This window comes from Nostoc sp. NMS8, from assembly GCF_017115045.1.
In the GTDB taxonomy this organism is placed as follows: domain Bacteria; phylum Cyanobacteriota; class Cyanobacteriia; order Cyanobacteriales; family Nostocaceae; genus Nostoc.
This window is the reverse complement of sequence record NZ_JABXKK010000104.1, coordinates 126,051-150,814: the sequence shown is the minus strand read 5'-3', so window position 1 is coordinate 150,814 and position 24,764 is coordinate 126,051. Positions and strand designations below refer to the sequence as shown.

31 protein-coding genes are annotated in these 24,764 nt (G+C 40.0%); 20 read left to right on the top strand and 11 right to left on the bottom strand.

What is annotated here, in order from left to right; translation table 11 throughout:
- Positions 1-245: 245 nt before the first annotated feature.
- Positions 246-614 carry an STAS domain-containing protein gene (locus tag HWQ39_RS27165; RefSeq protein ID WP_179066965.1) on the top strand — a complete coding sequence of 123 codons (369 nt, stop codon included), beginning with the start codon at positions 246-248 and terminating at the stop codon, positions 612-614.
- 64 nt (positions 615-678) lie between these two features.
- On the opposite strand, the gene HWQ39_RS27160 is transcribed toward HWQ39_RS27165, so the two are convergent.
- The gene (locus tag HWQ39_RS27160) at positions 679-1,275 is read right to left on the bottom strand and encodes a chromophore lyase CpcT/CpeT (protein WP_292852210.1); all 597 of its coding nucleotides are present in this window, start codon (positions 1,273-1,275) and stop codon (positions 679-681) included.
- Between the two features lie 210 nt (positions 1,276-1,485).
- Here HWQ39_RS27160 and psb29 point away from each other — a divergent pair, with 210 nt between their 5' ends.
- A complete protein-coding gene (psb29, locus tag HWQ39_RS27155; RefSeq protein ID WP_292852207.1) occupies positions 1,486-2,193 on the top strand; it encodes a photosystem II biogenesis protein Psp29 in 708 nt (235 codons plus the stop codon).
- A gap of 82 nt (positions 2,194-2,275) precedes the next feature.
- Here the strand turns inward: psb29 and HWQ39_RS27150 are convergent, their stop codons facing one another.
- From HWQ39_RS27150 to HWQ39_RS27140, 3 genes are all read right to left on the bottom strand, one after another.
- Positions 2,276-2,638 carry a phage holin family protein gene (locus HWQ39_RS27150; protein ID WP_292852204.1) on the bottom strand — a complete coding sequence of 121 codons (363 nt, stop codon included), beginning with the start codon at positions 2,636-2,638 and terminating at the stop codon, positions 2,276-2,278.
- Positions 2,639-2,903: 265 nt separating this feature from the next.
- Positions 2,904-3,584 (bottom strand): biopolymer transporter ExbD, encoded by a 681-nt coding sequence (locus HWQ39_RS27145; protein ID WP_292852201.1) that lies wholly within the window; start codon positions 3,582-3,584, stop codon positions 2,904-2,906.
- A gap of 42 nt (positions 3,585-3,626) precedes the next feature.
- Entirely contained in the window at positions 3,627-4,355 is a 729-nt protein-coding gene (locus HWQ39_RS27140; RefSeq protein ID WP_292852198.1) for a MotA/TolQ/ExbB proton channel family protein, read from the bottom strand.
- A gap of 262 nt (positions 4,356-4,617) precedes the next feature.
- Here HWQ39_RS27140 and trmB point away from each other — a divergent pair, with 262 nt between their 5' ends.
- The 18 genes from trmB to HWQ39_RS27050 all read left to right on the top strand — a co-directional run bounded on the left by trmB (position 4,618) and on the right by HWQ39_RS27050 (position 15,959).
- Complete coding sequence (trmB, locus tag HWQ39_RS27135; RefSeq protein WP_292852195.1) at positions 4,618-5,277, top strand: tRNA (guanosine(46)-N7)-methyltransferase TrmB; 660 nt, start codon at positions 4,618-4,620, stop codon at positions 5,275-5,277.
- 413 nt (positions 5,278-5,690) lie between these two features.
- A complete protein-coding gene (locus HWQ39_RS27130; RefSeq protein ID WP_292852192.1) occupies positions 5,691-5,936 on the top strand; it encodes a hypothetical protein in 246 nt (81 codons plus the stop codon).
- Between the two features lie 27 nt (positions 5,937-5,963).
- On the top strand, positions 5,964-6,401 hold the full coding sequence (locus tag HWQ39_RS27125; RefSeq protein ID WP_292852189.1) for a nitrogen fixation protein: 438 nt from the start codon (positions 5,964-5,966) through the stop codon (positions 6,399-6,401).
- 168 nt (positions 6,402-6,569) lie between these two features.
- On the top strand, positions 6,570-6,902 hold the full coding sequence (locus HWQ39_RS27120; protein WP_292852186.1) for a Nif11-like leader peptide family natural product precursor: 333 nt from the start codon (positions 6,570-6,572) through the stop codon (positions 6,900-6,902).
- A 159-nt stretch (positions 6,903-7,061) separates the two neighbouring features.
- The gene (locus HWQ39_RS27115; protein ID WP_292852183.1) at positions 7,062-7,397 is read left to right on the top strand and encodes a Nif11-like leader peptide family natural product precursor; all 336 of its coding nucleotides are present in this window, start codon (positions 7,062-7,064) and stop codon (positions 7,395-7,397) included.
- A 98-nt stretch (positions 7,398-7,495) separates the two neighbouring features.
- Complete coding sequence (locus HWQ39_RS27110; protein WP_292852180.1) at positions 7,496-8,758, top strand: nif11-class peptide radical SAM maturase 3; 1,263 nt, start codon at positions 7,496-7,498, stop codon at positions 8,756-8,758.
- Positions 8,759-8,780: 22 nt separating this feature from the next.
- Positions 8,781-8,963 carry a hypothetical protein gene (locus tag HWQ39_RS27105; protein WP_292852177.1) on the top strand — a complete coding sequence of 61 codons (183 nt, stop codon included), beginning with the start codon at positions 8,781-8,783 and terminating at the stop codon, positions 8,961-8,963.
- 59 nt (positions 8,964-9,022) lie between these two features.
- Complete coding sequence (locus HWQ39_RS27100; RefSeq protein ID WP_292852174.1) at positions 9,023-10,183, top strand: phosphotransferase family protein; 1,161 nt, start codon at positions 9,023-9,025, stop codon at positions 10,181-10,183.
- A 25-nt stretch (positions 10,184-10,208) separates the two neighbouring features.
- On the top strand, positions 10,209-11,327 hold the full coding sequence (locus tag HWQ39_RS27095; RefSeq protein WP_292852171.1) for a T3SS effector HopA1 family protein: 1,119 nt from the start codon (positions 10,209-10,211) through the stop codon (positions 11,325-11,327).
- Complete coding sequence (locus HWQ39_RS27090; RefSeq protein WP_292852168.1) at positions 11,321-12,337, top strand: aldo/keto reductase; 1,017 nt, start codon at positions 11,321-11,323, stop codon at positions 12,335-12,337. Before HWQ39_RS27095 ends, HWQ39_RS27090 begins: the two co-directional genes overlap by 7 nt.
- A gap of 86 nt (positions 12,338-12,423) precedes the next feature.
- On the top strand, positions 12,424-13,179 hold the full coding sequence (locus tag HWQ39_RS27085) for a peptidylprolyl isomerase (protein ID WP_292852165.1): 756 nt from the start codon (positions 12,424-12,426) through the stop codon (positions 13,177-13,179).
- Between the two features lie 290 nt (positions 13,180-13,469).
- The gene (locus HWQ39_RS27080; protein ID WP_292852163.1) at positions 13,470-13,691 is read left to right on the top strand and encodes a hypothetical protein; all 222 of its coding nucleotides are present in this window, start codon (positions 13,470-13,472) and stop codon (positions 13,689-13,691) included.
- 42 nt (positions 13,692-13,733) lie between these two features.
- A complete protein-coding gene (locus HWQ39_RS27075; RefSeq protein WP_292852160.1) occupies positions 13,734-13,928 on the top strand; it encodes a hypothetical protein in 195 nt (64 codons plus the stop codon).
- A 286-nt stretch (positions 13,929-14,214) separates the two neighbouring features.
- The gene (locus tag HWQ39_RS27070) at positions 14,215-14,436 is read left to right on the top strand and encodes a hypothetical protein (protein WP_292852157.1); all 222 of its coding nucleotides are present in this window, start codon (positions 14,215-14,217) and stop codon (positions 14,434-14,436) included.
- Positions 14,437-14,604: 168 nt separating this feature from the next.
- Positions 14,605-14,796, top strand: coding sequence for a hypothetical protein (locus tag HWQ39_RS27065; protein ID WP_292852154.1), 192 nt, complete (start codon positions 14,605-14,607; stop codon positions 14,794-14,796).
- A 288-nt stretch (positions 14,797-15,084) separates the two neighbouring features.
- The gene (locus HWQ39_RS27060; protein WP_292852151.1) at positions 15,085-15,306 is read left to right on the top strand and encodes a hypothetical protein; all 222 of its coding nucleotides are present in this window, start codon (positions 15,085-15,087) and stop codon (positions 15,304-15,306) included.
- A 142-nt stretch (positions 15,307-15,448) separates the two neighbouring features.
- A complete protein-coding gene (locus HWQ39_RS27055) occupies positions 15,449-15,640 on the top strand; it encodes a hypothetical protein (RefSeq protein ID WP_292852148.1) in 192 nt (63 codons plus the stop codon).
- Positions 15,641-15,770: 130 nt separating this feature from the next.
- Positions 15,771-15,959: a hypothetical protein gene (locus HWQ39_RS27050; protein WP_292852145.1), complete on the top strand. Its 189-nt coding sequence runs from the start codon at positions 15,771-15,773 to the stop codon at positions 15,957-15,959.
- Positions 15,960-16,002: 43 nt separating this feature from the next.
- Here the strand turns inward: HWQ39_RS27050 and HWQ39_RS27045 are convergent, their stop codons facing one another.
- The 7 genes from HWQ39_RS27045 to HWQ39_RS27015 form a co-directional block, all read right to left on the bottom strand.
- Positions 16,003-16,758 carry a peptidylprolyl isomerase gene (locus HWQ39_RS27045; protein WP_292852142.1) on the bottom strand — a complete coding sequence of 252 codons (756 nt, stop codon included), beginning with the start codon at positions 16,756-16,758 and terminating at the stop codon, positions 16,003-16,005.
- A gap of 52 nt (positions 16,759-16,810) precedes the next feature.
- Complete coding sequence (locus HWQ39_RS27040; RefSeq protein WP_292852139.1) at positions 16,811-18,334, bottom strand: HlyD family efflux transporter periplasmic adaptor subunit; 1,524 nt, start codon at positions 18,332-18,334, stop codon at positions 16,811-16,813.
- Positions 18,335-18,406: 72 nt separating this feature from the next.
- Positions 18,407-21,136, bottom strand: coding sequence for a peptidase domain-containing ABC transporter (locus HWQ39_RS27035; RefSeq protein WP_292852136.1), 2,730 nt, complete (start codon positions 21,134-21,136; stop codon positions 18,407-18,409).
- Complete coding sequence (locus HWQ39_RS27030) at positions 21,039-21,755, bottom strand: helix-turn-helix domain-containing protein (RefSeq protein ID WP_292852133.1); 717 nt, start codon at positions 21,753-21,755, stop codon at positions 21,039-21,041. The genes HWQ39_RS27035 and HWQ39_RS27030 overlap by 98 nt, the downstream gene beginning before the upstream one ends.
- A 572-nt stretch (positions 21,756-22,327) precedes the next feature.
- Positions 22,328-23,899: a phospholipid carrier-dependent glycosyltransferase gene (locus HWQ39_RS27025; protein WP_292852130.1), complete on the bottom strand. Its 1,572-nt coding sequence runs from the start codon at positions 23,897-23,899 to the stop codon at positions 22,328-22,330.
- 10 nt (positions 23,900-23,909) lie between these two features.
- Positions 23,910-24,506: a GNAT family N-acetyltransferase gene (locus tag HWQ39_RS27020; protein ID WP_292852127.1), complete on the bottom strand. Its 597-nt coding sequence runs from the start codon at positions 24,504-24,506 to the stop codon at positions 23,910-23,912.
- Positions 24,507-24,612: 106 nt separating this feature from the next.
- The gene (locus HWQ39_RS27015; RefSeq protein WP_292852337.1) at positions 24,613-24,753 is read right to left on the bottom strand and encodes an element excision factor XisH family protein; all 141 of its coding nucleotides are present in this window, start codon (positions 24,751-24,753) and stop codon (positions 24,613-24,615) included.
- Between the last annotated feature and the right edge of the window lie 11 nt (positions 24,754-24,764).

The following is a 24,764-nucleotide window of genomic DNA, read 5'->3' as shown; positions in this document are numbered from 1 at the left end:
TAGGGAGTTATGATAATTATCCTGATCTTCCCCCAGTCCCCATTACCCCTTATCCCCAGAGGGGGCCCCACCTTCCCCAGTCCCCAATCCCTACTCTCCACTATTTTCCTGAGTTAAACTACTAGAGTTAAGCACTTAGCAGAAAAAGGTGACAATTTTAGCTATAGCTTGTTAATCTCAAGTGACAGCATTAGAAAATTCTGCCAGTAGTTAATCTTAAGAGAAATGTCACGGGGAGGACTTTAGTGATTCATATAGACCAAAAAACTTATACAACCCAAGACGGAAACACCGTTATTATCCTGACACCAGCAGGCCGTCTTGACATTACCACTGCTTGGCAATTTCGGCTGAAGTTACAGGAGTGTATTTCCAAACTCAGTCGCCATGTAGTTGTAAATTTGGCTCAGGTAAATTTTATTGATAGTTCTGGTCTTACGTCTTTGGTAGCTGGAATGCGTGATGCTGATAAAGTCAAGGGTAGTTTCCGCATCTGTAATGTACATCCAGAAGCCAAACTCGTGTTTGAAGTGACGATGATGGATACTGTTTTTGAAATTTTTGAAACAGAAGATGAAGCTTTAGAAGGTGTACCTCGTAGCATTGCCAGCTAAAAAAGAGTTAGGAGTTAATTTATAACTCAGCACGGGCTAAACGCCCCGCTACCGCTAACAGCACTCAATACTGAGTTCTTTTGGTGTAGCGATAAGGCCCCATAATCGCTCCCCAAGTTGCTTTGCCGGTGGCTGGATCGATTCCTTTGTCGTAGCTGTGAAATTCTGTAGCTGTCGCTGCAAAACCCAAGGAAACATAGACGCTATTACCAAGATAAGTAAAGCTGCAACGTGTTTCTGGTGGTGGGGTAGCGGTAAACTTGTAGCGATCGCCAGCTAGTTTTTCTTGGGTAACTGTTAGGATACAACCTGGTAGTAAATCTAATTGTTCGGGTGTCAGTGTGTTTAGTAGAGCAGGGTTATCACCTGCGCCTCTTAATGCACCTGGATCTTGAGGCATATAATATTGTGCTTCCACGGTTGTATCAGAGTCGCTCCCCTGACGCAACCGGATAATTCGCTGGCGATAAGGTTGATCTAGGGTAATAACGTTAGCCTGTTCGGCAAACAAGGTGATGCTATCTTCTGTGAACAGATTAATCGGTCTTTGCCACAGGCACAGGTGAACATACCAAACTGGTTCTGCGATGGCTTGTTCCCGATTATCAAATTTACCAGTTAGGTACTCACCTAAAGCAGTTAACTGTGGCGAGAAATTCATAAATGCAATAAACGAATCATTAAGGATAATAATTTTGGGCTAGTTTTTTAGGATAAAAGGTCTTATCTCCTGTGACTACAAGCTTATAAAATACTTCTGATTGTGTATATATTGTAAATGAAACCGTCACTCGCTAAAAGCTCAACTTGGCAAAGTAGCCTTTAAGCGACAAAATAAAGATACGTCGCCCTTAACATTTCTTTTTTATTTGTGAATAACGTCCGTACAGTCTCCGATACAAAGCGAACTTTCTACAATCTTCACACCCGTCCGATTAACACTATTTATCGTCGGGTAGTAGAAGAATTGATGGTGGAAATGCATCTGCTGTCAGTAAATATCGATTTTACCTACAATCCAATTTATGCCTTGGGTGTCGTCACTACTTTTGACCGTTTCATGGAAGGCTATCAACCAGAACGGGATCAAGAATCAATTTTTAACGCCTTATGTCAGGCTATAGAAAAAGATCCGCAACAATATCGGCAGGATGCCCAAAGACTGCAAGCTGTAGCGAAAGGTTTGCCAGTTAAAGATTTAATTGGGTGGCTGGCCCAAACTACTTACTTAGATAGAGATACTGACTTGCAAGCACAACTGCAAGCGATCGCCAATAATCCTAACTTTAAATACAACCGTTTGTTTGCAATTGGTGTATTTTCGTTATTGGAACAGTCCGATCCCGAATTGGTTAAAGACGAAAAGCAACTTACTGAGGCGCTAAAAGCGATCGCAGCCGGTTTGCACCTTTCCAATGACAAACTCAACAAAGATTTGGAGTTATACCGTTCTAACTTAGACAAGATGGCGCAAGCACTGATAGTCATGGCAGATATGCTCTCAGCCGATCGTAAAAAACGTGAGCAACGTAAACAACAATCGACTACCCCAGTTGCTCCCCCAAGTTCCAACGAATAGTTAAGAGATGGGAGTGATGAGTTAGGAGTTATAAGTGAGGAGTTGTTAATAGCTCTTAACTCCTAACTCCTAACTCTTAAATTTAGACACCCAATATTTTGTAGATTAAGCTGTTAATTATAGTCAGTGCAAATGCTCCAATAACAGCACTCCAAATGCCGTAACGCAAGCGAAAGCCTTCGACTAACCACGCAGCAATACTAAAACAAACCACAGCAATCATAAATGTGAAAATGCTGGATAATAAGTCTAAGGTAAGTAAATTTGGTACTGCAAAAACGAGACTTAAAATCGGTCTGACTATTGCCGTTATGATACCAAGCACTGCGGCAGAAAGGAAGGCTTTACCTGGAGTGTCAATTTCGACTCCCACAGGCAATTTGCTAATAATCAACAAGCTGATAGCTGTTACTACCCAAACAATTAAAAGCGTCACAATATTCATGCCACAACCCCTGAAACGTGAATGGCAATTGGTGATAAATTACTTCAGTTTATCGGTGGAAAAATCTTTAAAGCTCAACCAATTATTTATAAATTAGCAGTAAATTTTTCTCTAGCCGAATTTTATTTCAGATATCTTTAGGTTTGGGCAAGAGATTGGGGAGTCGGGAGCAGGGAGCAGGGAGCAGGGAGCAGGGAGAAAAATTTTCCCCTCTGCCCCCCGCACCCTGCCCCTCTGCCTCTTTTCAATGCCCCATACCCCTATATCATCTTTTAAGAGGAGGTTGGGTTTGTTTGGGTGCTACAGGCGCTTGAGATGCTGGTGGGTTTGAAATACCAGGATTGATAGGACTGATGCCTTGTCCAGTTGGAGGCTGACTTATGCTAGGAAAGGGCACAGAATTAGGTGCTAAGGGAAATTTAGGGGTAATATTCCCTTCAGGATTGACACCTGGAACTGGTGCTGCACCAGGATTGATTGGGAAAGCAGGAACAGTTGGCTGGTTAAGTGAGTTTGTGGGTGGTTGAGATGGGCCAGGGATAATTCCCAAAGAAACGCGATCGCCCCCAACTTGCCGCAGTAAGTCTAATGTCTCAATTACATCATTGTAAGTTGCTGTCCGGGAAGCATTTAGCACGACAACAGCACTGGGATTTTGTTGAAGATACTGTTTTAAACTCTGTCTCAAATCTTCCTGTTTTACAGGTTGCTTTTCTATGTAAGTATTACCAACAGCATCAATAGTCACAATCACACTTCCAGTCTGTGACGTTATCCCAGATATGCTACTAGAGCTGGCTTTAGGCAAATCAACATTGATTGCCTGTTGCCTGGTAAATTGTAATGCCGCTAACAAAAAAAACGTCAGAATACAAAAAACGACATCAATTAAAGGGATGATTTGAATTTGGACTTCTTCAATTGGAGTATGTAGATTAACTTTCATGTCTTACTCTAAAATCTGGTTCGGGGGTTGAATTTTTCACTATTAATTAGCTGTATTCGGGGGTTCAGGAGGTTCAGGAAGCCTAGTCTTTCCTGGCTTGCGGGGTGGAGTGAAATTTTCCCGTACTATTACTGGTGTCCGATTGCTAAAATCAGGTGGAGACTGGCGATAGAGCAATTCCATCTCATTTCCTGCCTTCCGAAAAACTTTGACTTGGTTAACTACAAAACTTTGAAATAGGCGGTAAAATACCAAAGCAATAATCGCAACTATTAGCCCAGTTGCCGTACTAATTAAGGATTCACCAATACCAGTAGTCACCCCAGCGGTGGATTCAGTTCCCAAATCGCCAATTCTAATTGAGCGCAGAGAGCGGATTAAACCCAAAACTGTACCCAACAATCCTAGTAGTGGCGCTAGGGCGATCACAGCTTCTAAAAGTTTTTCGCCCCGCCGCATCCCAGCTAATTCGTCTTCTGCTGTAGCCTCTAGTGCGAGTCGAAAAGTTTCCGCATCAGTCTTCGTTAAGCGTAGAGGGGCGTAGAGAAAACGCCCAACAGGCTGATCGCTTGCTTGTTTAGCGATGTCGGCAGCTAATTCCCAGTTATCTTGGGCAGCATCCAGGATGCGATCGACTATTTGCTTTTCCTGAGTCAAAATTCGCAACCAGAACCACAAACGCTCAAAAATCACACTCACAGCCAGAATCGATAAAACAAGCATTGGCCACATCGCTGGCCCGCCCTTATAAAATAAATCTAAAATATCCACTGTTTAAGTTTCCTCCCTCCATGACTAAAGCAAATGTGCTAAGGCATTTTAATTCTAGAGATTAATGCAAAATGAGGGACTTCCAAAATATAAATTTCTCGAAAACCTCAAAAAACAGGCGTATTTGACTGCGACTACTATACAAACTTGATGCTGGGTAAGCAATTGAATGATAGACCGATAATTTTTGGCATACTTTTGTTAGACTTCCTTGTAGCCTGGGTTTCACCACAAGATATTTTCACGTAAAGGAGAGCAAATTTTGGCAGCAGTCCGAGTCCGCCAGCATGTTAATCCACTTAGTAAGAAGTATCAAACACCAGCAAGTCCTCAAGACTTGGAAAAAGTTTATGTAAAGCCAAATCAACCACTACATTTAGATATTGGCTGCGCTAAAGGAGTATTTTTATTGAATATGTCCAAGATAGAACCCAATTGGAATTATCTAGGCTTAGAAATTCGGAAACCGCTGGTGGTGGAGGCGAATAAGTTACGTTCTGAGTTAGGTTTAACAAACCTGCACTATTTATTTTGCAATGTGAATAACTCACTACACTCACTTTTATCTTCCCTCCCTTCAGGAAGTTTACAACGCGTTACAATTCAATTTCCCGATCCTTGGTTTAAAACCCGCCATGCGAAACGTCGTGTAGTCCAACCAGAACTAGTAGCAGATTTAGCTAAGTATCTTGCAGTTGGGGGGTTGGTATTTCTGCAATCAGATATGGAATTTGTCGCTGTGGAAATGCGCGATCGCTTTGCAGAAAATCCAGCTTTTGAGAAAATTGGTATAGGAGAATGGTTGCCTGAGAACCCCCTACCAGTGCCCACAGAAAGGGAAATAGGCACGCAAAAAAAGGGTGAACCTGTTTATCGGGCTTTGTTTGTCAGGCGAGATGATGGTAATAGTGCGATCGCCTAGCATGATAAATACCAAATCTAGCTTTTTTACTTGACATTTGAAATATTTTATGTACTTTAAAGCTGAATAGAAAGCAACTAGACATTTAGATATCCTCTGTCAGTTGACAATATTTTCGGGACAGAAATATTTTAGTTAATGTTCAAAATTACCTCAAATATCAAATTTGAATTGATATGCGATAGTTTACAGCTTGAGTAACTGATATATGGCTCTACAGAACAATAGATATTAATCAAAAATCATCGTTTTTTCGTGACATAAAAGTTTTATTTCTGTCTAATTTAGAGTTCTTAATATATAGAGCGATTAGCTTCTTTTTTCCTAATATAGAGGACATATTAGGCAATTACACTGATTAGTATAATTGCCTAAAAAATAATCAATGGTCAAGAATTCAGAGGAAAATCAACATGGAAGCTAAAGAAAGAAAATATAACATTCAAATTGAAATTAACGATTTGATTGATGATGCTGTGCAAAATGCTGTGACACGTCGGAATGAAGCTTTGAATTCAGAAGAATCTTTGTTATTGATGTCTGACGAAGAAGCAAAAAGCGTTGCAGGTGGAGCATCAAAATTGGTTCCCACAATCCTTGGTAAGATTTTTCCTCCTATTACTATAGGACTCGTTGCAGTTGACCCCTTACTTTCATAAAGATTCTCTCCACTGGAAGCTCAATTGATGAAAGATATTGCTGTGGATAAAACTACACTTTGCCCCAGTGCTAGAGCAGAATCCGAGGATAGTGTGGTTTTCGGAATTATCAGTGGAACAGTTGCAGAACCGCGTGTAACTTATCTTAAACAGCCCTTACCTATCAGTGATGAACTGATAGCAAAAGCTAATCCAATTACACCTGCTGAAATTTTTCGGACGGCGGCAGCTTGTGCGACTAAAGATTGTCAGCATTTTGATGGACAAGATTGCCGTTTAGCAACGCGAATTGTAGAAAAGTTACCGTCAGTAGCACAAGAACTACCCCCCTGTTCCATCCGCCGAGATTGTCGATGGTGGCAGCAAGAAGGGAAAGCAGCTTGTATGCGTTGTCCACAAGTAATTACAGATAACTACAATCCATCTGAAGTAGCAATTCAAGTGTCAAAACTAGCTGCCGGTTAAGGCGCTTCCAAATAAATAAAAAATACTCAACTACTTCTTGTGGGATAGGTCGAAGTCTCGCCTGTCCATAGTCAGAGGCGGGTAAGACTTCGGCTTCATAAGTAGTGAGTCTGGTTCGATATCCTAACAGAATGACCAACTGTTAAGTAACTTCAGGAGTAGAAAATTATGTCTCTAGAACATGTAAAATCTTTTTACGAAAAACTAGCAAATGATGAAGCTTTCCGCAATCAAATTCAAGGCGTTAATAGCAAGGAAGAATGTAGTCAGATAGTTAAAGCTGCTGGCTACGATTTCACTCTAGAAGAGTATGAAGAATATACCACTCAATTGTTAGAGTCTGCCAATGGTGAAGGTGAACTCAAAGATTTAAGTGAAAAAGAACTGGCAGCAGTTTTTGGTGGATTAACTGGAAAGCCCAGAATTCAACCATTGTATGGAGTTGTATGGCCACCCTACCAACTGATGTATGGAGTTATTCGGGTAGATGACATAGTTTAGGGAACCTGTGTTGCTACTAGAACAGATTAAATTTCAAGGGACGGATGGGGATCTGTCCCCTTTCATAAATTCAAAATAAAATCGCAATAACAGATAACAAAAGAATGTATAACATTCAAAAATTTATTTAGTTTACTTAATCGAGTCAAGGAGAATTTTATGTCACTACAACATGTCAAAGCTTTTTATGAACAGCTAGCAAATGATGAAACTTTCCGTAATCAAATTCAAGGCGTTAATAATAAAGAAGAATGTAGCCAAATCGTTAAAGCTGCTGGCTACAATTTCACTCTAGAAGAGTATGAAGAATATACTACTCAATTATTAGAGTCTGCTGATAGTGAAGGTGAACTCAAGGATTTAAGTGAAAAAGAACTGGCAGCAGTTTTTGGTGGATTAACTGGGTGGAGCAAATTCCAACCATTATATGGAGTTGTACGTCCATGGCCACCCAGATTCCAACCAGTATATGGAGCTATTCGGGCAGATGCATAGTTGAGGGAACCTCTGTTGCTACTAGAACAGATTAAATTTATAGGGATGGATGGGAATTTGTTCGTCCCTTTCTAGAAAAATTAATTGAGGGTATTCTAATGACTTATCGCCGAATTAGTTATGCAGTTTGGGAAATTACACTCAAGTGTAATCTAGCCTGTCAACACTGCGGTTCACGCGCTGGTCATACAAGGACAAATGAACTTTCCACAGCAGAAGCCCTTGATTTAGTCAAACAAATGGCCGAAGTGGGAATTACAGAAGTTACCATAATTGGTGGTGAAGCTTTTCTCCGTCCTGACTGGCTAGAGATTGCCCAAGCAATTACCAAAGCTGGGATGTTGTGTGGCATGACCACTGGGGGTTATGGTATCACCTTAGACACAGCCCACCGGATGAAAGAAGCTGGTATTGGCGTGGTTTCTGTGTCGGTTGATGGCTTAGAAGCGACTCACGATCGCCTGCGGGGCAAACAAGGTTCGTGGCAATGGGCATTTAAGACTATGAGCCATCTTAAGGAAGCAGGTATCCCCTTTGGCTGCAATACGCAAATCAATCGTTTGTCTGCACCAGAATTTCCTCAAATTTACGGTCATCTCCGCGATGCTGGTGTCTTCGCTTGGCAAATTCAGTTGACTGTACCAATGGGCAATGCTGCTGATAATACTGATATTTTATTGCAACCTTACGAACTATTGGATCTATACCCAATGATTGCTCGTGTTGCCGAACGCGCCAAGCGAGAAGGCGTGCAGGTGCAGCCGGGGAATAACATCGGCTACTACGGGCCCTATGAACGACTGCTGCGGGGTGGAGACGCTTGGTCATTTTGGCAGGGGTGTAGCGCTGGACTGTCTGCTTTAGGTATTGAAGCCGATGGTGCGATCAAAGGTTGTCCCTCACTACCTACCACAGCCTACACTGGCGGCAACATCCGTGACTATTCACTACGGACAATTATTGAAGAAACCGAAGAATTACGGTTTAATCTCGGAGCTGACACACCCAAAGGAACATCACATTTATGGGGTTTTTGCAAGACTTGTGAATTTGCAGAACTCTGTCGGGGTGGTTGCAGTTGGACTGCTCACGTTTTCTTTGATAAAAGAGGCAATAATCCTTATTGTCATCATCGCGCCCTGACTCAGGAAAAAGGCGGTATTCGGGAGCGAGTATTTCTTCAACGTCGTGCGGACGGAAACCCCTTTGATAATGGTGAGTTTGGGCTAATTGAGGAACCAATAAATGCTCCTTGGCCAGAAAACGATCCGCTTCATTTTACTAGCGATCGCATTCAATGGCCAGAAGGTTGGGAAGAATACCCAGAATTAGTATCATCTTTGGTTAGTTCCAACAATTAATAACTGTGAAATATCATTACTTATGAATAATATCTCTACTGATTCTCTCGCTTTAGAAAATACGACTATTCCTGACTCTCAAGCAACCCTATTACCTCGTTCAGCTTGGAGTAGTCAACTAGCTTATTTAAGAATTATCTTTCGGGCAAAAAAAGCTCTAGATCGCATTGAAAAAGAAGCAGGTATTTTGAAAATCCCAAACTAGTTCTATCTACAAATTAGTTAGTCTTGATTATTTTTCCATAGTTTAGATATTCAAAGCTTATGACATTTTTATTAAACTCTCATAATGTTTTCCATTATTTAATTGAACAAGGGCTGTGCAGTGACTCTGAACAATCTTCTAGTAAGATAGAACCAGTGACAGCGAAAAACTTTAATTTGTTACTCAGTTTAGCAGGCAATCGCAAGCTACTTGTTAAACAAGAACGACATAATCAAGAAGGGAAAGCGGCTGGTGAATTTTTAAGTGAGTGGCGAATTCAAGAGTTGTTACAACAATTTCCAAGCCTTGACAACTACCGCTCATTTTTACCAGAAGTGCTGCATTTTGATGCCGAAAATTCCATTATTGTCTTTCGATATCTGGATGATTATCGGGATTTAATGGATTTTTACACTAAAGAAAAAAGCTTTCCTACAGAAATCGCTAGGGAAATTGGTACTATTTTAGGCACTATACATCGTGATACTTTCAATCACCAAAAATATCAGAAATTCTTTTCTAAAAATTCCGATAATTTAATGCCCGCTCAAGTATCACTTATGGTTCGGGGATTAGAACGGGTTGAACCGGAAATTTTTGGTATAGTTCCTGGCGATGGGTTAAAGTTTTTTGCTCTATATCAACGTTATGATAGCTTAGGGCAAGCGATCGCAGAATTGGGTAACGCTGTAACGCCCTCTTGTCTCACCCACAATGATTTGAAACTAAATAATATTCTCCTGTACAAAGATTGGCAGGATTCAAGTAACAATATTGTCCGACTAATTGATTGGGAACGATCGGCTTGGGGAGATCCAGCTTTTGATTTGGGAACACTTCTTGGCAGCTATGTACAAATTTGGCTTACTAGCTTAGTTATCAGTAATTCTCTGAGTATTGAAGAGTCTCTACGCTTGGCAATCACACCTTTAGAACTACTTCAACCTTCAATTGGTGCATTAACCATAGCTTATTTAAACACTTTTCCAGAAATTCTAGAACATCGCCCTGATTTCTTGCAGCGAGTGGTGCAATTTATCGGTTTTGCTTTAATTCAACAAATTCAGGGGATGATTCAATATCAAAAATCTTTTGGCAATATGGGAATTGCTATGCTTCAGGTTGCAAAGAGCTTACTAAGCCGTCCTGTACAATCAATGCCAACGATTTTTGGTACTGCTGTTGTTGAACTAACTCGTCTTACTGCTTCTACTATTTAAGCTATTTCGTTGTTACAAAATCATTATGCAATTATTGAATTCTAATCAATCTCAGGTAGAGGCTGCTTTAACTGGGCAATTGCTGGATACGCTACAAGATATTGTTCACAAAATTAAGATAAAATCTGATTTTTCTATCCACCATCCAAATTACAAACCATTAGAATTACCGTCTGAAGTAGTTGAGCGTTTTCAGACAATGCCAACCCATATACAGCAGAAATATTTAAGTTTACAACTGCGGGCTTTTCTCTATGGAATCTATTACAACGGTTCTATGCGAAGTGCTTTAGCACTAGATGGAGAAGGAAATAGTTTGCTCATAGATTTAGAAAATAATACTTTTCTGGGAATAGATTTGGAATTGTATGAGCAATTGCATGGAAGTAATTGTGGAGAGAGCAATTTTGACCCTGGTTGGTCTGTAATTAAAGAAGAAACAGACGATAGTTTAGTAGTAAACAAGGGTGGTTTAAGATTACATATTCAGCGCGATAAGCATCTTCAAGCTATTGATCAAGACACTGTAGTAGGTAGCTTAGTAGCTATTCGGATGCCCAAAAATCGGGTACAGAATGGCTTTTATATGGCAGTTGGTAATCTAGGCTTTACTCATTTTGTGGATGCCAACAACCCATTAAAAACTGTGCGAATCTATTTTAATTTAACTCCTGAAGGTGCTGTAGCGGTCATGAGGAGCCTGACAGAGCAACTAAATAAGTTAGCAATTCCTTTCAGTTTTAAGGTTTTGTATAATCCCAAAGACTATGGACGGCATGATTCAGGAGTTTTGTATTTTGATAAAAGAGATTATCAGGTAGTTAAAGAAGTTTTACAGGTTGTATATAAAGAAAATAAATCTTATTTTCAAGCCGAGGTTCCCTTATTCACTATGCAGCTTCTACCAGGATTAGGGTTAGCAGAAGAACCAGACCAAAAGTTTGCTGAACAGGAAAGTTTTGGGATGAATCGTTGTCAGATTGTAGCGAATGGGTTATTAAAAGCTTGGTATCAAGGAGATGACTCGCCAGAAGTGCGGATGCAGGCTATCCATGAGGAATTTTCTCTCTTAGGAATTGACTTGCAACATGTCTACTTGAATGCTAATTCTGAAAATATCTACCAGTTATTGAACGAATGCTAATAACTAATCTTGCGTCACCATCCTTCGTAACATCAGATCAAGTTGATTCTTTAAATGCTAAATTCCCAAAATCAGATTTACCTTTCTACCGAAAACTGGGGCGAACTGACTTAACAGTTAGCTGTCTAGGCTTAGGAGGCGGTGGAAGCATTTCCAGTGAGGATACACTTTACGCCTTTGATCAAGGAATTAACTACTTTTTTTACTCCAGCGATCTGCATCACCATATCTATAGTTCAATGACCGGAGCACTGCGACAGATGTGTGGGCGTGGTTCCTCGGTGCGAGAGAAAGTAGTACTAGCCACAGTAACTTACATTAAAAATCCAGAAATGGCGATCGCAGCACTGCTAGATCAGTTTGTAGAATTGGGAATTGAGTATATTGATGTATTTTTTTGGGGCTGGATTGGTTCTAAGGATGGGTCAGCTTTACAAGATTGTTTACAGCTTTCTCCTGATTTAAGAGGAGCTAATTCTGTATATCAGCGTAGTATTGAAAAAATGATTGGAATTTCAGATCGCCTCAAAAAAATGGGGGCTGTTCGCTATGTTGGCGCTTCTTTTCATGATATTAATCTTGCTCAACAATGGTCTAACAGCCCCTTCTTGGATGTAGTAATGGTTAGACACAATGTTGCTCATAAGTCTGCTCAATCGCAAGTGTTTAATCAACTAGACTCCCAAGACCCTCATAGACCAGGTATCGTTACTTTTAAATCTACAGGCTCTCATACAGGCGCTCTTTGGAATGCTCCCCAAGGTCTGCTAGAAAATTGTTGGCGACCTTCAGTACCCGATTTATATCGCTACTCTTTAAGCCAGAACTGTGTAGATGTTTGCTTGGCTGGATGGCAACGTCGTCAAGAAATTGATGCAGCCATTTATGGTGTTAAACAGGGCAAACTTACACCCGCCGAAATTGATTACCTGAATTTATATGGAGATTTACATCGCAATCAACTTTCTACCAAAGATATTTCGCCGGAAAACTTGATTTATCGCTCCTAAATCAAAAAGTACAAGGTAGCTAATATTTCCTGGCTAGAATCACACAACAAAATACAAATTATGTATTTTGATCAAATTTATAACCTATGACCATGCAAAACTCTTTGGAAAAACTTACATTACCAGAAATTACACCTGCACGTGACGAAGATATCCTTGTTTACCTGCGCCATTCTTGCAAAATAGCTGAAATCGCCGCTGCTGCTGAAAGAAATAATCTAGCTTTGAAACTGTGTGAACAGCTAGATATTAAAGTTACAGACGAAGAGTTGCAAACAGCAGGCGATACATTTCGCCAAGAAAATAAACTGCTCGGAGCATCTGAAACTATAGCTTGGTTGGCACAGCAGCGCATTAGTGTAGAGGATTGGTCACAAATCATTCGCATATCATTGCTAACTCAAAAGTTAAAAGAACATCTTTTCGGTGCAGTATTGGACGATCATTATATAAACAACCGAGATAGTTATAAGCGGGTGGCTTTATCTCAGATCCTTGTTCGTGATTTGACCGAGGCAATGAAAATCACTAAAGCGCTTCGGGACGAAAAAGATTCTTTTTGTGCATTAGCTTTAGAATACTCTAAGGGTAAACAGTCTAGAGAAAACGGCGCTTTTGTTGGTGTGCGGTTTTTAACAGAATTATTACCAGAGATCACAAATGCTATTACTGATACCAAAGCAGGTGAATTAGTAGGCCCAATTCAAACTCAACTTGGTTATCACATCCTGAGAGTTGAGAAGTGGTTTCCATCTGACTTGAGTGAAGTCAGAGAGCAAATTTTAGAATTCCTCTTCAGAAATTGGCTAGAAGAAAGAATAGCTTCTGCTCCTGATGCTTGATTTTATTAAAATTAACGTTTAATTTGTTATTGTTTATCAATATCTGCCTTTTAAAACAAGAGGCAGATATTTTATTGAAAATAGCAATACAAATAATCTTACTTAAAAATTTTTATGCCCAAACAAATATTTTGTAAATGGGACATTAATATTTTTGTTGTGTCAACTTAAGTTTATTTTTTTATTGAGTTACAGCTATTTAATAATTACAATCAAAGATGTAATATATCGGGATATATTTCCGATTATTACTAAGTACAATTTACTAAAAAATAAAAGGAAAGTATCTGATGGCTAGCATCAAAATTTCCGATTTGCGTCCAGCTGGTTACGATTTGTTTGCCGATCAAGAAAGCTATCTAACGTCCTTAACTGAAGATGAGCTAGGTACTCAAGGTGGTGCTGTTTGGTCAGTTATCACTACAGCCAGTAGTGGAGCTTGTTTAAGCATTGGTCTTACTGTTGTTGGTGTTACTTTTGTCGCTTCCTACTTAGCAGGTCGCTACTTATAAACTCTGCTTGTTCTAAATATTTAGATAGGAGGAAATTCAATCATGGCAAGTATTCGGATTAGCGACATTCAACCTGCTGGTTCATCTCTTTTTATGGATGAAGAAAGCTTTCTTAGTGAACTATCCGACGAAGAAGTAGGATTAACTCATGGTGGTTTCACCATTTTTGCACTTATCAGCCTTGGTCTAGCTTCTGCTGCACTGGGATATGCAGTTGGTCGTAGCGATCGCAAGTAATATGTTTTAGATTGTTAAGCTTTTAAAATTAGCCCGTGAAGGCTGAAATTTAGTGGTAGTTTTTGATGATTAAAACCTGTGTTTTATCTAAAACACAGGTTTTAATCCATAAGAAAAATATGTAAATTTTCAAAATATCGATGAAATTAAACAGAGATATATTTAATAGAATTGGGACATTATTATTTTATTTAAATCAAACTAAATTCATCGCTTAATATTGATTTTTAAATACTCAAAAATTACAATAAAGCTGAAGTTAAATAAATTTTGAGGTACCTTTCCAATGGCTAGTATCAAAATTTCTGATTTACGCCCCGCTGGTTACGATTTGTTTGCCGATCAAGAAAGCTATTTGATGTCCTTGACTGAAGATGAAATAGGTACTCAAGGTGCTGGTACTTGGACAGTTATCACTACAGCTAGTAGTGGAGCTTGTTTAAGCATTGGTCTTACCGTTGTTGCTGTTACCTTTGCCGCTTCCTATATCAAAGGTCGCTACTTTTAAACTCTGCTTGTTCTAAATATTTAGGACAGGTTAAGAACATTTGTAATTTACCAAGTCTGATTGCTTTAGCAAGACGTTTCTAAACCTACATTATTTCCTAGATAAATGTAGGTTTAGTAATCAGCAAAAAACACTTTTAACTTAATTGACGCAAGAGGGAATTTAATCATGGCAAGTATTCGGATTAGCGACATTCAACCTGCTGGTTCATCTCTTTTTATGGATGAAGAAAGCTTTCTTAGTGAACTATCCGACGAAGAAGTAGGATTAACTCATGGTGGTTTCACCATTTTTGCACTTATCAGCCTTGGTCTAGCTTCTGCTGCACTGGGATATGCAGTTGGTCGTAACGATCGCTAGTAATATATTTGAGATTGTTAAGCTTTGAAAATTAGCCTACTAAAGCTGAGAACTTAGCGGTATTTTTTGATGATTAAAACCTGTATTTTAGATAAAATACAGGTTTTAATCATAAGGAAACTATGTAATTTTTAAAAGTTCCATGAAATAAAACAGAGATATATTTAAGAGAATTGGGACATTATTATTCTATTTAAATCAAACTAAATTTATCGCTTAATATTGATTTTTAAATATTCAAAAATTACAATAAAGCTGAAGTTAAATAAGTTTTGAGGTAACTTTCCAATGGCTAGTATCAAAATTTCTGATTTACGTCCCGCTGGTTATGATTTGTTTGCCGATCAAGAAAGCTATCTGATGTCCTTAAGTGAAGATGAACTAGGTAATCAAGGTGGTGCTATTTGGACAGCCATCACTACAACCAGTAGTGGAGCTTGTTTAAGCATTGGTCTTACCGTTGTTGCTGTTACCTTTGCTGCTTCTTACATCAAAGGTCGCTATTTCTAAACTCTGCTTGTTCTAAAATATTTGGAACAGGTTAAGAACATTTGTAATTTAACAAGTTTGATTGCCATAACATTCTATACATCGGTTTAGCAATCAGCAAAAAGACACTTTTCGCTTAATTGACGTAAGAGGGAATTTAATCATGGCAAGTATTCGTATTAGCGACATTCAACCTGCTGGTTCATCTCTTTTTATAGATGACGAAAGCTTTCTCAACGAACTATCCGATGAACAAGCAGGATTAGCTCATGGTGGCTTCACTATCTTTGCACTTATCAGTCTTGGTCTAGCTTCTGCTGCCCTGGGATATGCAGTGGGTCGCAATAGTCGCTAGTAAGCTATAATACCTCTGTAGATAATTCAAAAATTTTCAGTTTATAGGGTGAAACACATAGTTTTAATACTCATGTTGTTCACCCTATATCTAGGGTAAATTATCAGTTATCTTAACGGGAAATTAAGTTATGAGTCAGCCTCCTGTTTATCAACCTAATAGTTACGAAGCAATTTTTCTACTGTTGTTTCTAGCTATTGGAAGTGCAGCCTTTGGATATGTTGTAGGTAAGAACGATAAAAATTCGTATTTAGGTCGCCAACAACAGAGCCAAAATATTGAGCATAGACAAGAAAATTCAAACCGCGAACTACTTTGAAGAAAGTCAAAAGATACTCTGAACTATCCCTGTTAAATTAGTATTAATCTGATGCTGGATTTGATTCCAGACTAATTACCAATTCTACTTCCTCAACTTGTTGCCTCATCCATTCTGTAAATAAATCCGCAAAAATTTTAAACCGCAATTTTTCATCAAGTTGCGGTTTAATAATTTCTTCAACCAAAATCAGGTGTACCCCTTTAGAAGTCAAAATTGGTTTGAGAACTTGTGGCGGTGTAGCCGTAAAGATAGCAGCAGAAATCTCTGCTTTTAACTCTTGGCGACTCACTGTCCCCCGATATCCACCTTTTCGCCGTAACTCTGTATCTTGAATATATTTATGAGCAACATCATAAAAACTCATCTCACCTTCACGAATACTATAGAAAAGTTCTAACGCCAAGTCTTCATCATCCAATACAACTTCATAGATTACTGCACCTGCATAATTTAGTTGATTTTCAAAGAAATAGGGTTCAATTTTATTAGCCAATAGATTATTGGTTAACTTGCCAGATATGACGGTGCTATAAACTATATCTTCAAAATCATCTAGAGAAATACCATGTTTTTTCAGCCATTCCCAGGTATCATCAGCACTATTAAGTTTGTTAACTAACCGTATTTGGTCTGCTGCTTTTTGAAGTTCCTCGGTTTCTACTTTTATACCAGCTTGTTCAGCAGCAGATAGAATCACCTTACGGCTAACAATTTGCTCAATTATTTCAGGAATTTTGCAAGATAGTTTGACTTGAGAAAGAATATCTTCTTTGGTAATAATGATAGTTTGTGGCATGATGTTTCTCCTAAGTAGATGGACGACATTCAATATTTCTCTGGCGATCGCTCTACAATTTCACCCCACCCTGTTGCAACTGCTTAAATGGATCGAGTAGAAAATCAATAATCCGACGCTGACGTACAATTACCTCAGCTGTCGCCGTATCCCCAGGATGCAAGGCAATACACTTATTAGCGGAAGGAATACAATTTTGGTTTAGAGCAACTTCTAAGTCATAAGCTGCTACCTTTCCATTAGGTGTTTCTACCTCTATAGTAGTGGGAGAAATCTCTAACAATTTTCCTTCCACCACTCCATAATCCTGAAAGGGATAAGCATCAAACTTTAACTTGACTGGCAATCCTCTTTGCAAAAAACCACTCTCAGTTGTCGCCATTTGCGCCCGAATTATTAGCGGTGAACCTTGGGGCGAAATCTCTGCAATCATTGTTCCAGGCTGCACCACAGATCCAGCCCGTTGTATGGGTAACTGAAACACTCTACCATTCACGGTAGCTCTTAACTCTCGTTGCCCTAACTGAAACTTTAACGAGACAATCTGACTCTTACTTTGAGCAATTTCTGACTGAAGCGTAGTAATTTCTGTCTCCAAACTCTTCTGTTGTTCGTCAATTTTTAGCAGAGATAGCTTGCTGGAACGAGTCAAAGTCTGATAACTTCTTTCCTGTTCTTTCAATCGCAACTGTGCTTGTTCAATATCTGCATTTGCTTGCCGAATAGTCCGCTCATAACTACTCTGTTGTTCTATCAAACGTAGTTTAGCTTGCTGAATATCTGACTGATTTTGTTCGTATAACTGTTGTTTATCTTTAGCTATATCTTGCTTATCCACAACATTAATTTCTGGAACAACCCCTGACTGCCAAAGACTGCGATAGCGTTCAACTTCCCGCTCGGTACTCGCTAAACTACTGCCTACTAATTTATTAGCTGTTTGACTATGCTCAAGAGTTTGCCGTGCTTGATTTACTTGAGCTAATTTTTCGTCTTTTTGTAAGTCATAAGAATTCCTCAGAGTATTCATATTCTGTCGGGCTTGATCAATTTGAGACTGTTTTTCTAACTCTTGAGATTGATTTTGTTGCTGTTGTGTTGTCAAAGATACAACTAACTGACTTTTAGATGAATTTAACTGAGAAAGGCGATTTAATTGTCCCTCTAACTTATCCTGTGCCTGCCGCAATTCTGCCTTAACTAATTCTGATTCCAACACCAATAAAGTCTGCCCAACTTTCACCGAATTACCCTCTTTGACCCGAATTTCGGCAACAGTACCAGCCACGGCAGCATCTAGCCTAACTGTCTTTCCCTTTGGCTCAAGTCGCCCTCTTGCTGAACCGGTTTCATCCACTTTAGATAGCATCGCCCAAGGTAAAGCAATCGACACAAATACTATCAAAAAATACAGCAATCCCCTTGTCCAAACCTGGGGTAAGCTATCAAGTAAATCCTTGGTTGCGTTAGCCCAATCGTCAGTTGCTCTAGCAGGTGTTTGCTCCCCGAAAATTTCCTCGTGCTGTTCTACCTCATGGATTTGGGTTTGAACCTTTCCATTCAATGTGTTTGGCATGATTTTTCCTGATATCAATTTGGGATTTTAGGAGTGCAAAGACAAGAAAAACTTCCTCTTTTTCCTCTGGTTTTACCCCGCAACATCCAATTGCTGATGATTGAGATAAAAATAATGTCCTCGCTTGGCCATCAACTCTTGGTGAGTCCCCCTCTCAATCAACACGCCTCTATCTAGCACCAAAATCAAATCTGCATTCCGCACAGTTGAAAGGCGATGAGCGATTATTAAAGTGGTTCTGCTCTTCAGAATTGTGTTTAAATTTGTCTGAATAATCCTTTCTGACTCTGCATCCAGATGGGAAGTCGCCTCATCCAAAATTAACAGCTTGGGATTGCCTAACAACGCCTTAGCGATCGCAATTCTTTGTCGCTGTCCTCCAGACAACATCCCCCCTCCTTCACCAATCTGGGTTTCATAACCCATAGGTAACTTTTTAATAAACTCATCAGCACCCGCCAATCGCGCCGCCTCAATAATCTCTGCCAAAGTTGCCCCAGGATGTGCCAAGCTAATATTTTCCCGAATCGTTCCGCCAAATAAAAAGGTATCTTGGTCAACTACCCCAACTTGTTCGCGTAGAGAACGCAACGAAAGACTGGTAATATCGTGACCATCAATCAACACTTTGCCATCTGTGGGGGGATATAACCCCAAAACCAGTTTAGAAATTGTGGTTTTTCCCGAACCACTCCGTCCCACTAGGGCAACCATTTGTCCGCTATGGACTTCAAAACTGAGATTTTCTAAAACATTTATATCGCTTTCAGGGTGATAGCGAAACGTCACGTTTTCAAAGCGAATGTTACCTTGAATGGGTGGTAAAGATTGCCGTGCCTGGTGCTGCAAATCCTCTTCTGGTTCCGTATCCAACACATCATTAATACGTTCCACCGCAATCACCACTTCTTGCAATTGATTCCACAAAACGGTTAATCTTTGGAAGGGTGTAATAATATTTCCCAACAACATATTAAATGCTACCAATTGCCCAATGGTTAGCTGGTTGTGAATCACTTGGTACGCCCCAAACCACAACAAGATGGTAGTTACCACTGCTTCAATTGTGTTGCTGAATATTTGCAGGCGATTGCTAATAACTTGCCCAGAAAAGTTAGTTTTTATTTCCTTACTTAATAACTCTTCCCAGTGCCAGCGCACTGTCTGTTCTACTGCTGTGGATTTAACTGTTCGCACACCAGAAAGGGCTTCAATCAGATAGCTACTTTCACTAGCAATAGCATTAAAGATTTCCCTAGAAATCTTTTGTAAAAAAGGTGTGGCAATCAATGCCAGCAAGAAATAAGGCGGTACAATCACCAATACTAGCAACGCCATTTTCCAGCTGTACCAAAACATCAATCCTAAATAGATAAAGACAGTGACTAAATCCAACAGGATGGACAACGCCTCGCCAGAAAGAAAGCGTTGAATTTTACGGTTTTCCTGTACGCGAGAGATAATATCCCCCACATAACGAGACTCAAAGTAACTTAAGGGTAGCCGCAGGGTATGGCGAATAAATCCCACAATCAGGGCTAAATCCACCTTATTTGCCGTGTGATCTAACAGATATTGCCGCAACCCCGTCATCGCTACACGGAATAAACTGAAAATTAGTAACCCTAACCCTACTGCCGTTAAGGTTAGTTCAGAACGCTGCACCACCACTCGGTCTAATATTAACTGGGTAAATAGGGGCGTTACGAGGCCGAAAATCTGGATAAATAAGGAAGCGACAAATACTTCCAGCATTACTAAAGAGTGAGGCTTCATCAACTCAAAGAATTGCCAAAAGGGAGTTATGGCCTCCTTTGCATCCTTTAACCAGGCTGTTGGTTGCAGCAGCAGTGTATAGCCAGTCCACTTAGCTTTAAATTCGTGGTGGCTGAGGGTGCGTTGACCAATGCCAGGATCGGCCACAATCACGTGTTTAGGGGTGATTTCATAGACAACGATGTAGTGCTTCGCTTCCCAGTGAGCGATCGCAGGCAATTTTTGCTTTGCCAATTGATCGAGACTCGCTTTCACTGGTCGCGTGGCAAACCCAATACTTTCCGCCGCCGCCGATAACCCCCGCAGTGATGAGCCATTGCGGTCAACATTGGCAATATCCCGCAGGCGATTTACACTAAAGTTTTTCCCCCAATAGCGAGACACCATCACTAAACAAGCTGCACCGCAATCCGATCCACTCTGTTGGGCAAAAAACGGATAGCGCCGAATTACACGTTGCAATAAATGCCCGACTCGTTGCGTGGAGTTGGGAAAATAGGCTTTACTTATCTTTTTCTCGCGTGGCTCTACTGCTGGTGTTGACGAAATCTTCGTTTCATGCAGACGTTTTGAGTCAGATGGCAGTGCTGAGGGGTTATCTGACTCCATCTGGTGGGGATCACGAGATAGTGCCTTAGCCCATAAATGCTCGCGAATTTGCGGGTATTTAGCCATCAGTGGCCATAACACTTCTTCAGGAATGAAGCATAATTGCAAGTTTACTGAAGCTCTCGCAGCATAAGGTCTAAAGTCACCCTCCTTAAACAAGGTAAATTCCCCAAAAGATTCTCCTACCTCCAAAGTGGCAATTAACTCATCGGCACTATCCAGCAACCTGACTTTACCTGCGATCGCAATATATATACCAGCTTTAGCATCAGTTCCTTGCCAGAATTTGCCGACTTTTGGGTTGATAAATTTAAATTGTTCAAGAGAGTGTTGAAATTCCTCTATCGAAAGAGAATAGCCCAGAGTATTGTTGAACTGTTGCAGAGAAACTAACTGAGCAGATATATCTTGCGCCATAAACGTCTAAATCTTTTCCTAATTTTGCAAAGTTAATAGGTAAAAATTCGGAATTATCAGGAATAGCTGCCGATTTTAGGTCACTAATCAAGATTTTGGAACTCGTAGTCTGCTCATTACTGCTTTGTTCAGCATTGCTGGGTTTTGGTAGTGTGGATAATCCCATCTGTTTGAGCAGTCGCTTGAGATGGCGATCGCTTACCTCAATCCCAAATTCCTTTGCTAGATGTTTCGCAAGCCAGTTTGCTGTCCAGCGTCGAAAAGCATACCCATGATCGCGAGGACTGTTGTTAACTAGTTGCTTCAAACGCTCTAAATACTGATCATTCACAGCCTTGGGGCGACCAATGGGGCAATCTTGCCATTGGTGCGCCATCCCAGTCCGGGCTATGTGTGTCCAATGTCGTACTGTTGCTGCACAACATCCCAAGGTTTGACAGATATCTGTTTGAGTTTTCCCTTCATCTGCCAACAACATGATTTCAATTCGTTGGCGGTAAGATTCAGATAAAGTATTGTGCAAACTTTGTAGTAGTAGTTTCCGCTGAAACAGTGTTAAACACTTACCACCAGATGCACTTAAGTAGTTGGTTTCAGGTTTCGCTTGGCAGTCGGACATATACGTAGAATTTGCTAGTTTTATAGATCCACAAATGCCCCGTGCTTGATGCATAATTTATCAAGCGTTTCCAAATGAGTGTTTACACGTGCAGATTATTACACTAATAGCGCACATTATTTTATGTATTTTTTATTATGGATATACCAAGCTACAAACAATCTTTTTAAATTCCGAAGATTAAGCGCTGTATAAGTTTTGATGAAATGTTGGCTAAATATACTAATTAAGTACAATTACTAAATTATGGATATTCAGGTATAAAAAATAAATAATTGTAAGTAACTCTTATCAAGTAGTGTCATTAAAATTCTCCCTGAAAGTTTTTACAGGGAGGTAAAAAATTCCCTATACAGGGATCTGAACACTCAAAAGTATTTTCCTGAGTGACAGTTGATTACATCCCGCTAAATGTATTAAATATCACTTCAATCAGCATTTGCCTAAATATTGAAATTTTAACCAAAGGGAGGTGACGATAAATGTTATGATTATTACCCCAAATTGACTATTGACTAAAATTTACTCCCCGTGTGCATCTACGCACTTTTTGGCGATCGCTTCCTCTTTAATTAAATCCAAGAGTTGAACCACATTCGCAGCTTATAACCGTCAGGGGAGAGGGGTAAACCCAAGTAAATAGGCATCCAGAAAATAAAAGCAGCCAGAATAATAAAAGTAATAGTGACACCTAGTACCCGCAGTTGTTGATAATAGCTGCGAAGACACTGATCGACAAACCAAGCGATCGCTAAAAATACAAACACCACTGCACACATATAGTGGTAGATAAAAGCGCACCTCGTCACCCTCACCCAAGGTAATAAGTTAGCGGCGTAATTGATAACTATATACAAGGCAATCCAAGTATCAACACTAAGAGTTGCAGGCACAGAAAAACGCTTTTCCTTCACCCAAGGAATTACGACTTGTGACACTAGCATTCCTACCAAAAACAACATAGCAGCAACACCAAACCACCATAAAAATGGATTACCCATTGCATGGACATCATAAATAACTTGTCCAGCACTAGCAGGTAAAGGTGGCCCCATTACAGGTAATGGTTCGGTGATACTTTCTGCCGTTTGATAATAATATGCCATTGGTCGAGTCATCAAAGGCCATTTATACCAAGCAGCACAGTAAGGATGCACATCTGAACTATTACCACCTAAATGCAAATGAAATTTCAAAATCTGCTGATGTACTGCAATAAATCCATAAGTTTTATCTAGTTGAAGGTGGGGAATCCAGATGATGCTGTATATAAAAGCTGGAATTATCCCTAGATAAAATAACATCTGGAAAATATTTAGCTGAGTCAAGTTTTGTAGTGGTGACTCAGATGATAGAGATGGTGAAAATGGTGGAGAATAAGTACTAACTCCTGAATTCTGCCTCCTGTTAGCGGTAGCGGGGCGTTTAGCCCATTCTGACTCCTGAATTCTGCCTCCTACCTCCTCCAATGAGGGGGATGTAAACAAGAGTTGGGAGTCAGAAAAAGAATGTATTAAATGAATTAGCCAAGCTACTATCCAAATGAGATAAGCACCTGACAGGAACCATAAACCATTCCATTTAGTACCAACTGATGCACCAAAAGCAATGCCGGCAAAAACTAACCAAAAAGAACGTCGTCGATTTTGGTTATCTAATGCCAACAATAAAAACCAGTGCCCTAATAAACCAAATATGACGATATAAATATTACTTAAAGCATAGCGAGATTCAACTAGAAAGATACCATCACAAGCTGTGAACAAACCTGCAATTATTGCAAAGGTACGGCGATAACTTAATTGATAAGCGATCGCAGCCACAACTACAGGAATAAATGAGCCAGTAAGGGCATTGAACCAACGATAAGTCCAAGGCGATCGCAACGAACCTGTCAATCCATTTACGGTATCGTGCCAAAAAGGAATGTGACTACCAATCCAAATGCCAATACCAATAATATATTGACTCAGGGGCGGATGAGCATTAAAAAATGGTGTCCGTGTGAGATAATTATTACCGAATTTGGCAAAATAAACTTCATCAAATACCAGAGTGTTAAATCGCTCCAGTCCCCAAAACCTTAAGGCAAGTGACAGAATAAATACACTCACCATCCCAATTCGGAACCACTTTTTAGTCATTTGTCATTAGTCATTTGTCATTTGTCCCTTTGTCTCCCCCTGCCTCCCCTGCCCCCACTCCCCTCCACTCTTCAGGTGTATCTAGTTGAAACAGGAGTAGTTCAATACCGTAATACTTGTTTGTCCCTCCTATTGGTTTCATACCCAATCGTTCGGTTACACGGATTGAAGTATGATTTTCTGGCTTCACTACGGCATAAATCACTGGCAAGTTCAAAACACTAAATCCGTAGTTGAGCATAACTCGTCCTGCTTCTGTTGCATACCCTTTACCCCAAGAAGCTCGCCGCAAGTGCCAGCCTACTTCATAATCTTGAGTGGGTAAACCATCTTTGTCGGGCAATTGTTTAAGAAGGATAGTTCCCACAATTGTTGTACTTTCCTTTTCAACAATTGCCCAAGCTCCAGTACCATTGTTGCGTTGGTGCATTCGCTCGATACCTTCAATCAAGCGCTGACGCTGTGACTCAATACTTGCGGGGCGAGAAGATTTACCAAGAAAGTGCGTAACTTCAGGATCGCTGTAAATTGCAAACGCTTGTTCGGCATCGCTTTCGGGTATCCAACTGCGAATGAGCAAGCGTTCGGTTTCCAAAAGATTTGTCATCTTGCTTTTAACTAAATTAAATTGCCATTCTGCAAAATACTAAAATACTTATGGTTGACCAGTCAAAAGTTTTGTAAACAATTACACAAACAAAATATGGCGATCGCTAGAGCAACTTTTTGGCTGCAAAATCCCCGTAAAGATCCTTTTTACCCCACTTTAGATGAAAGGAATCGTCAGTAACAATCCAGCCATCTTTAATTAAGGCATTCTTCAAGTTTTCGCGGTAACGGTCTCTAACTGGCAGACATTACTTGA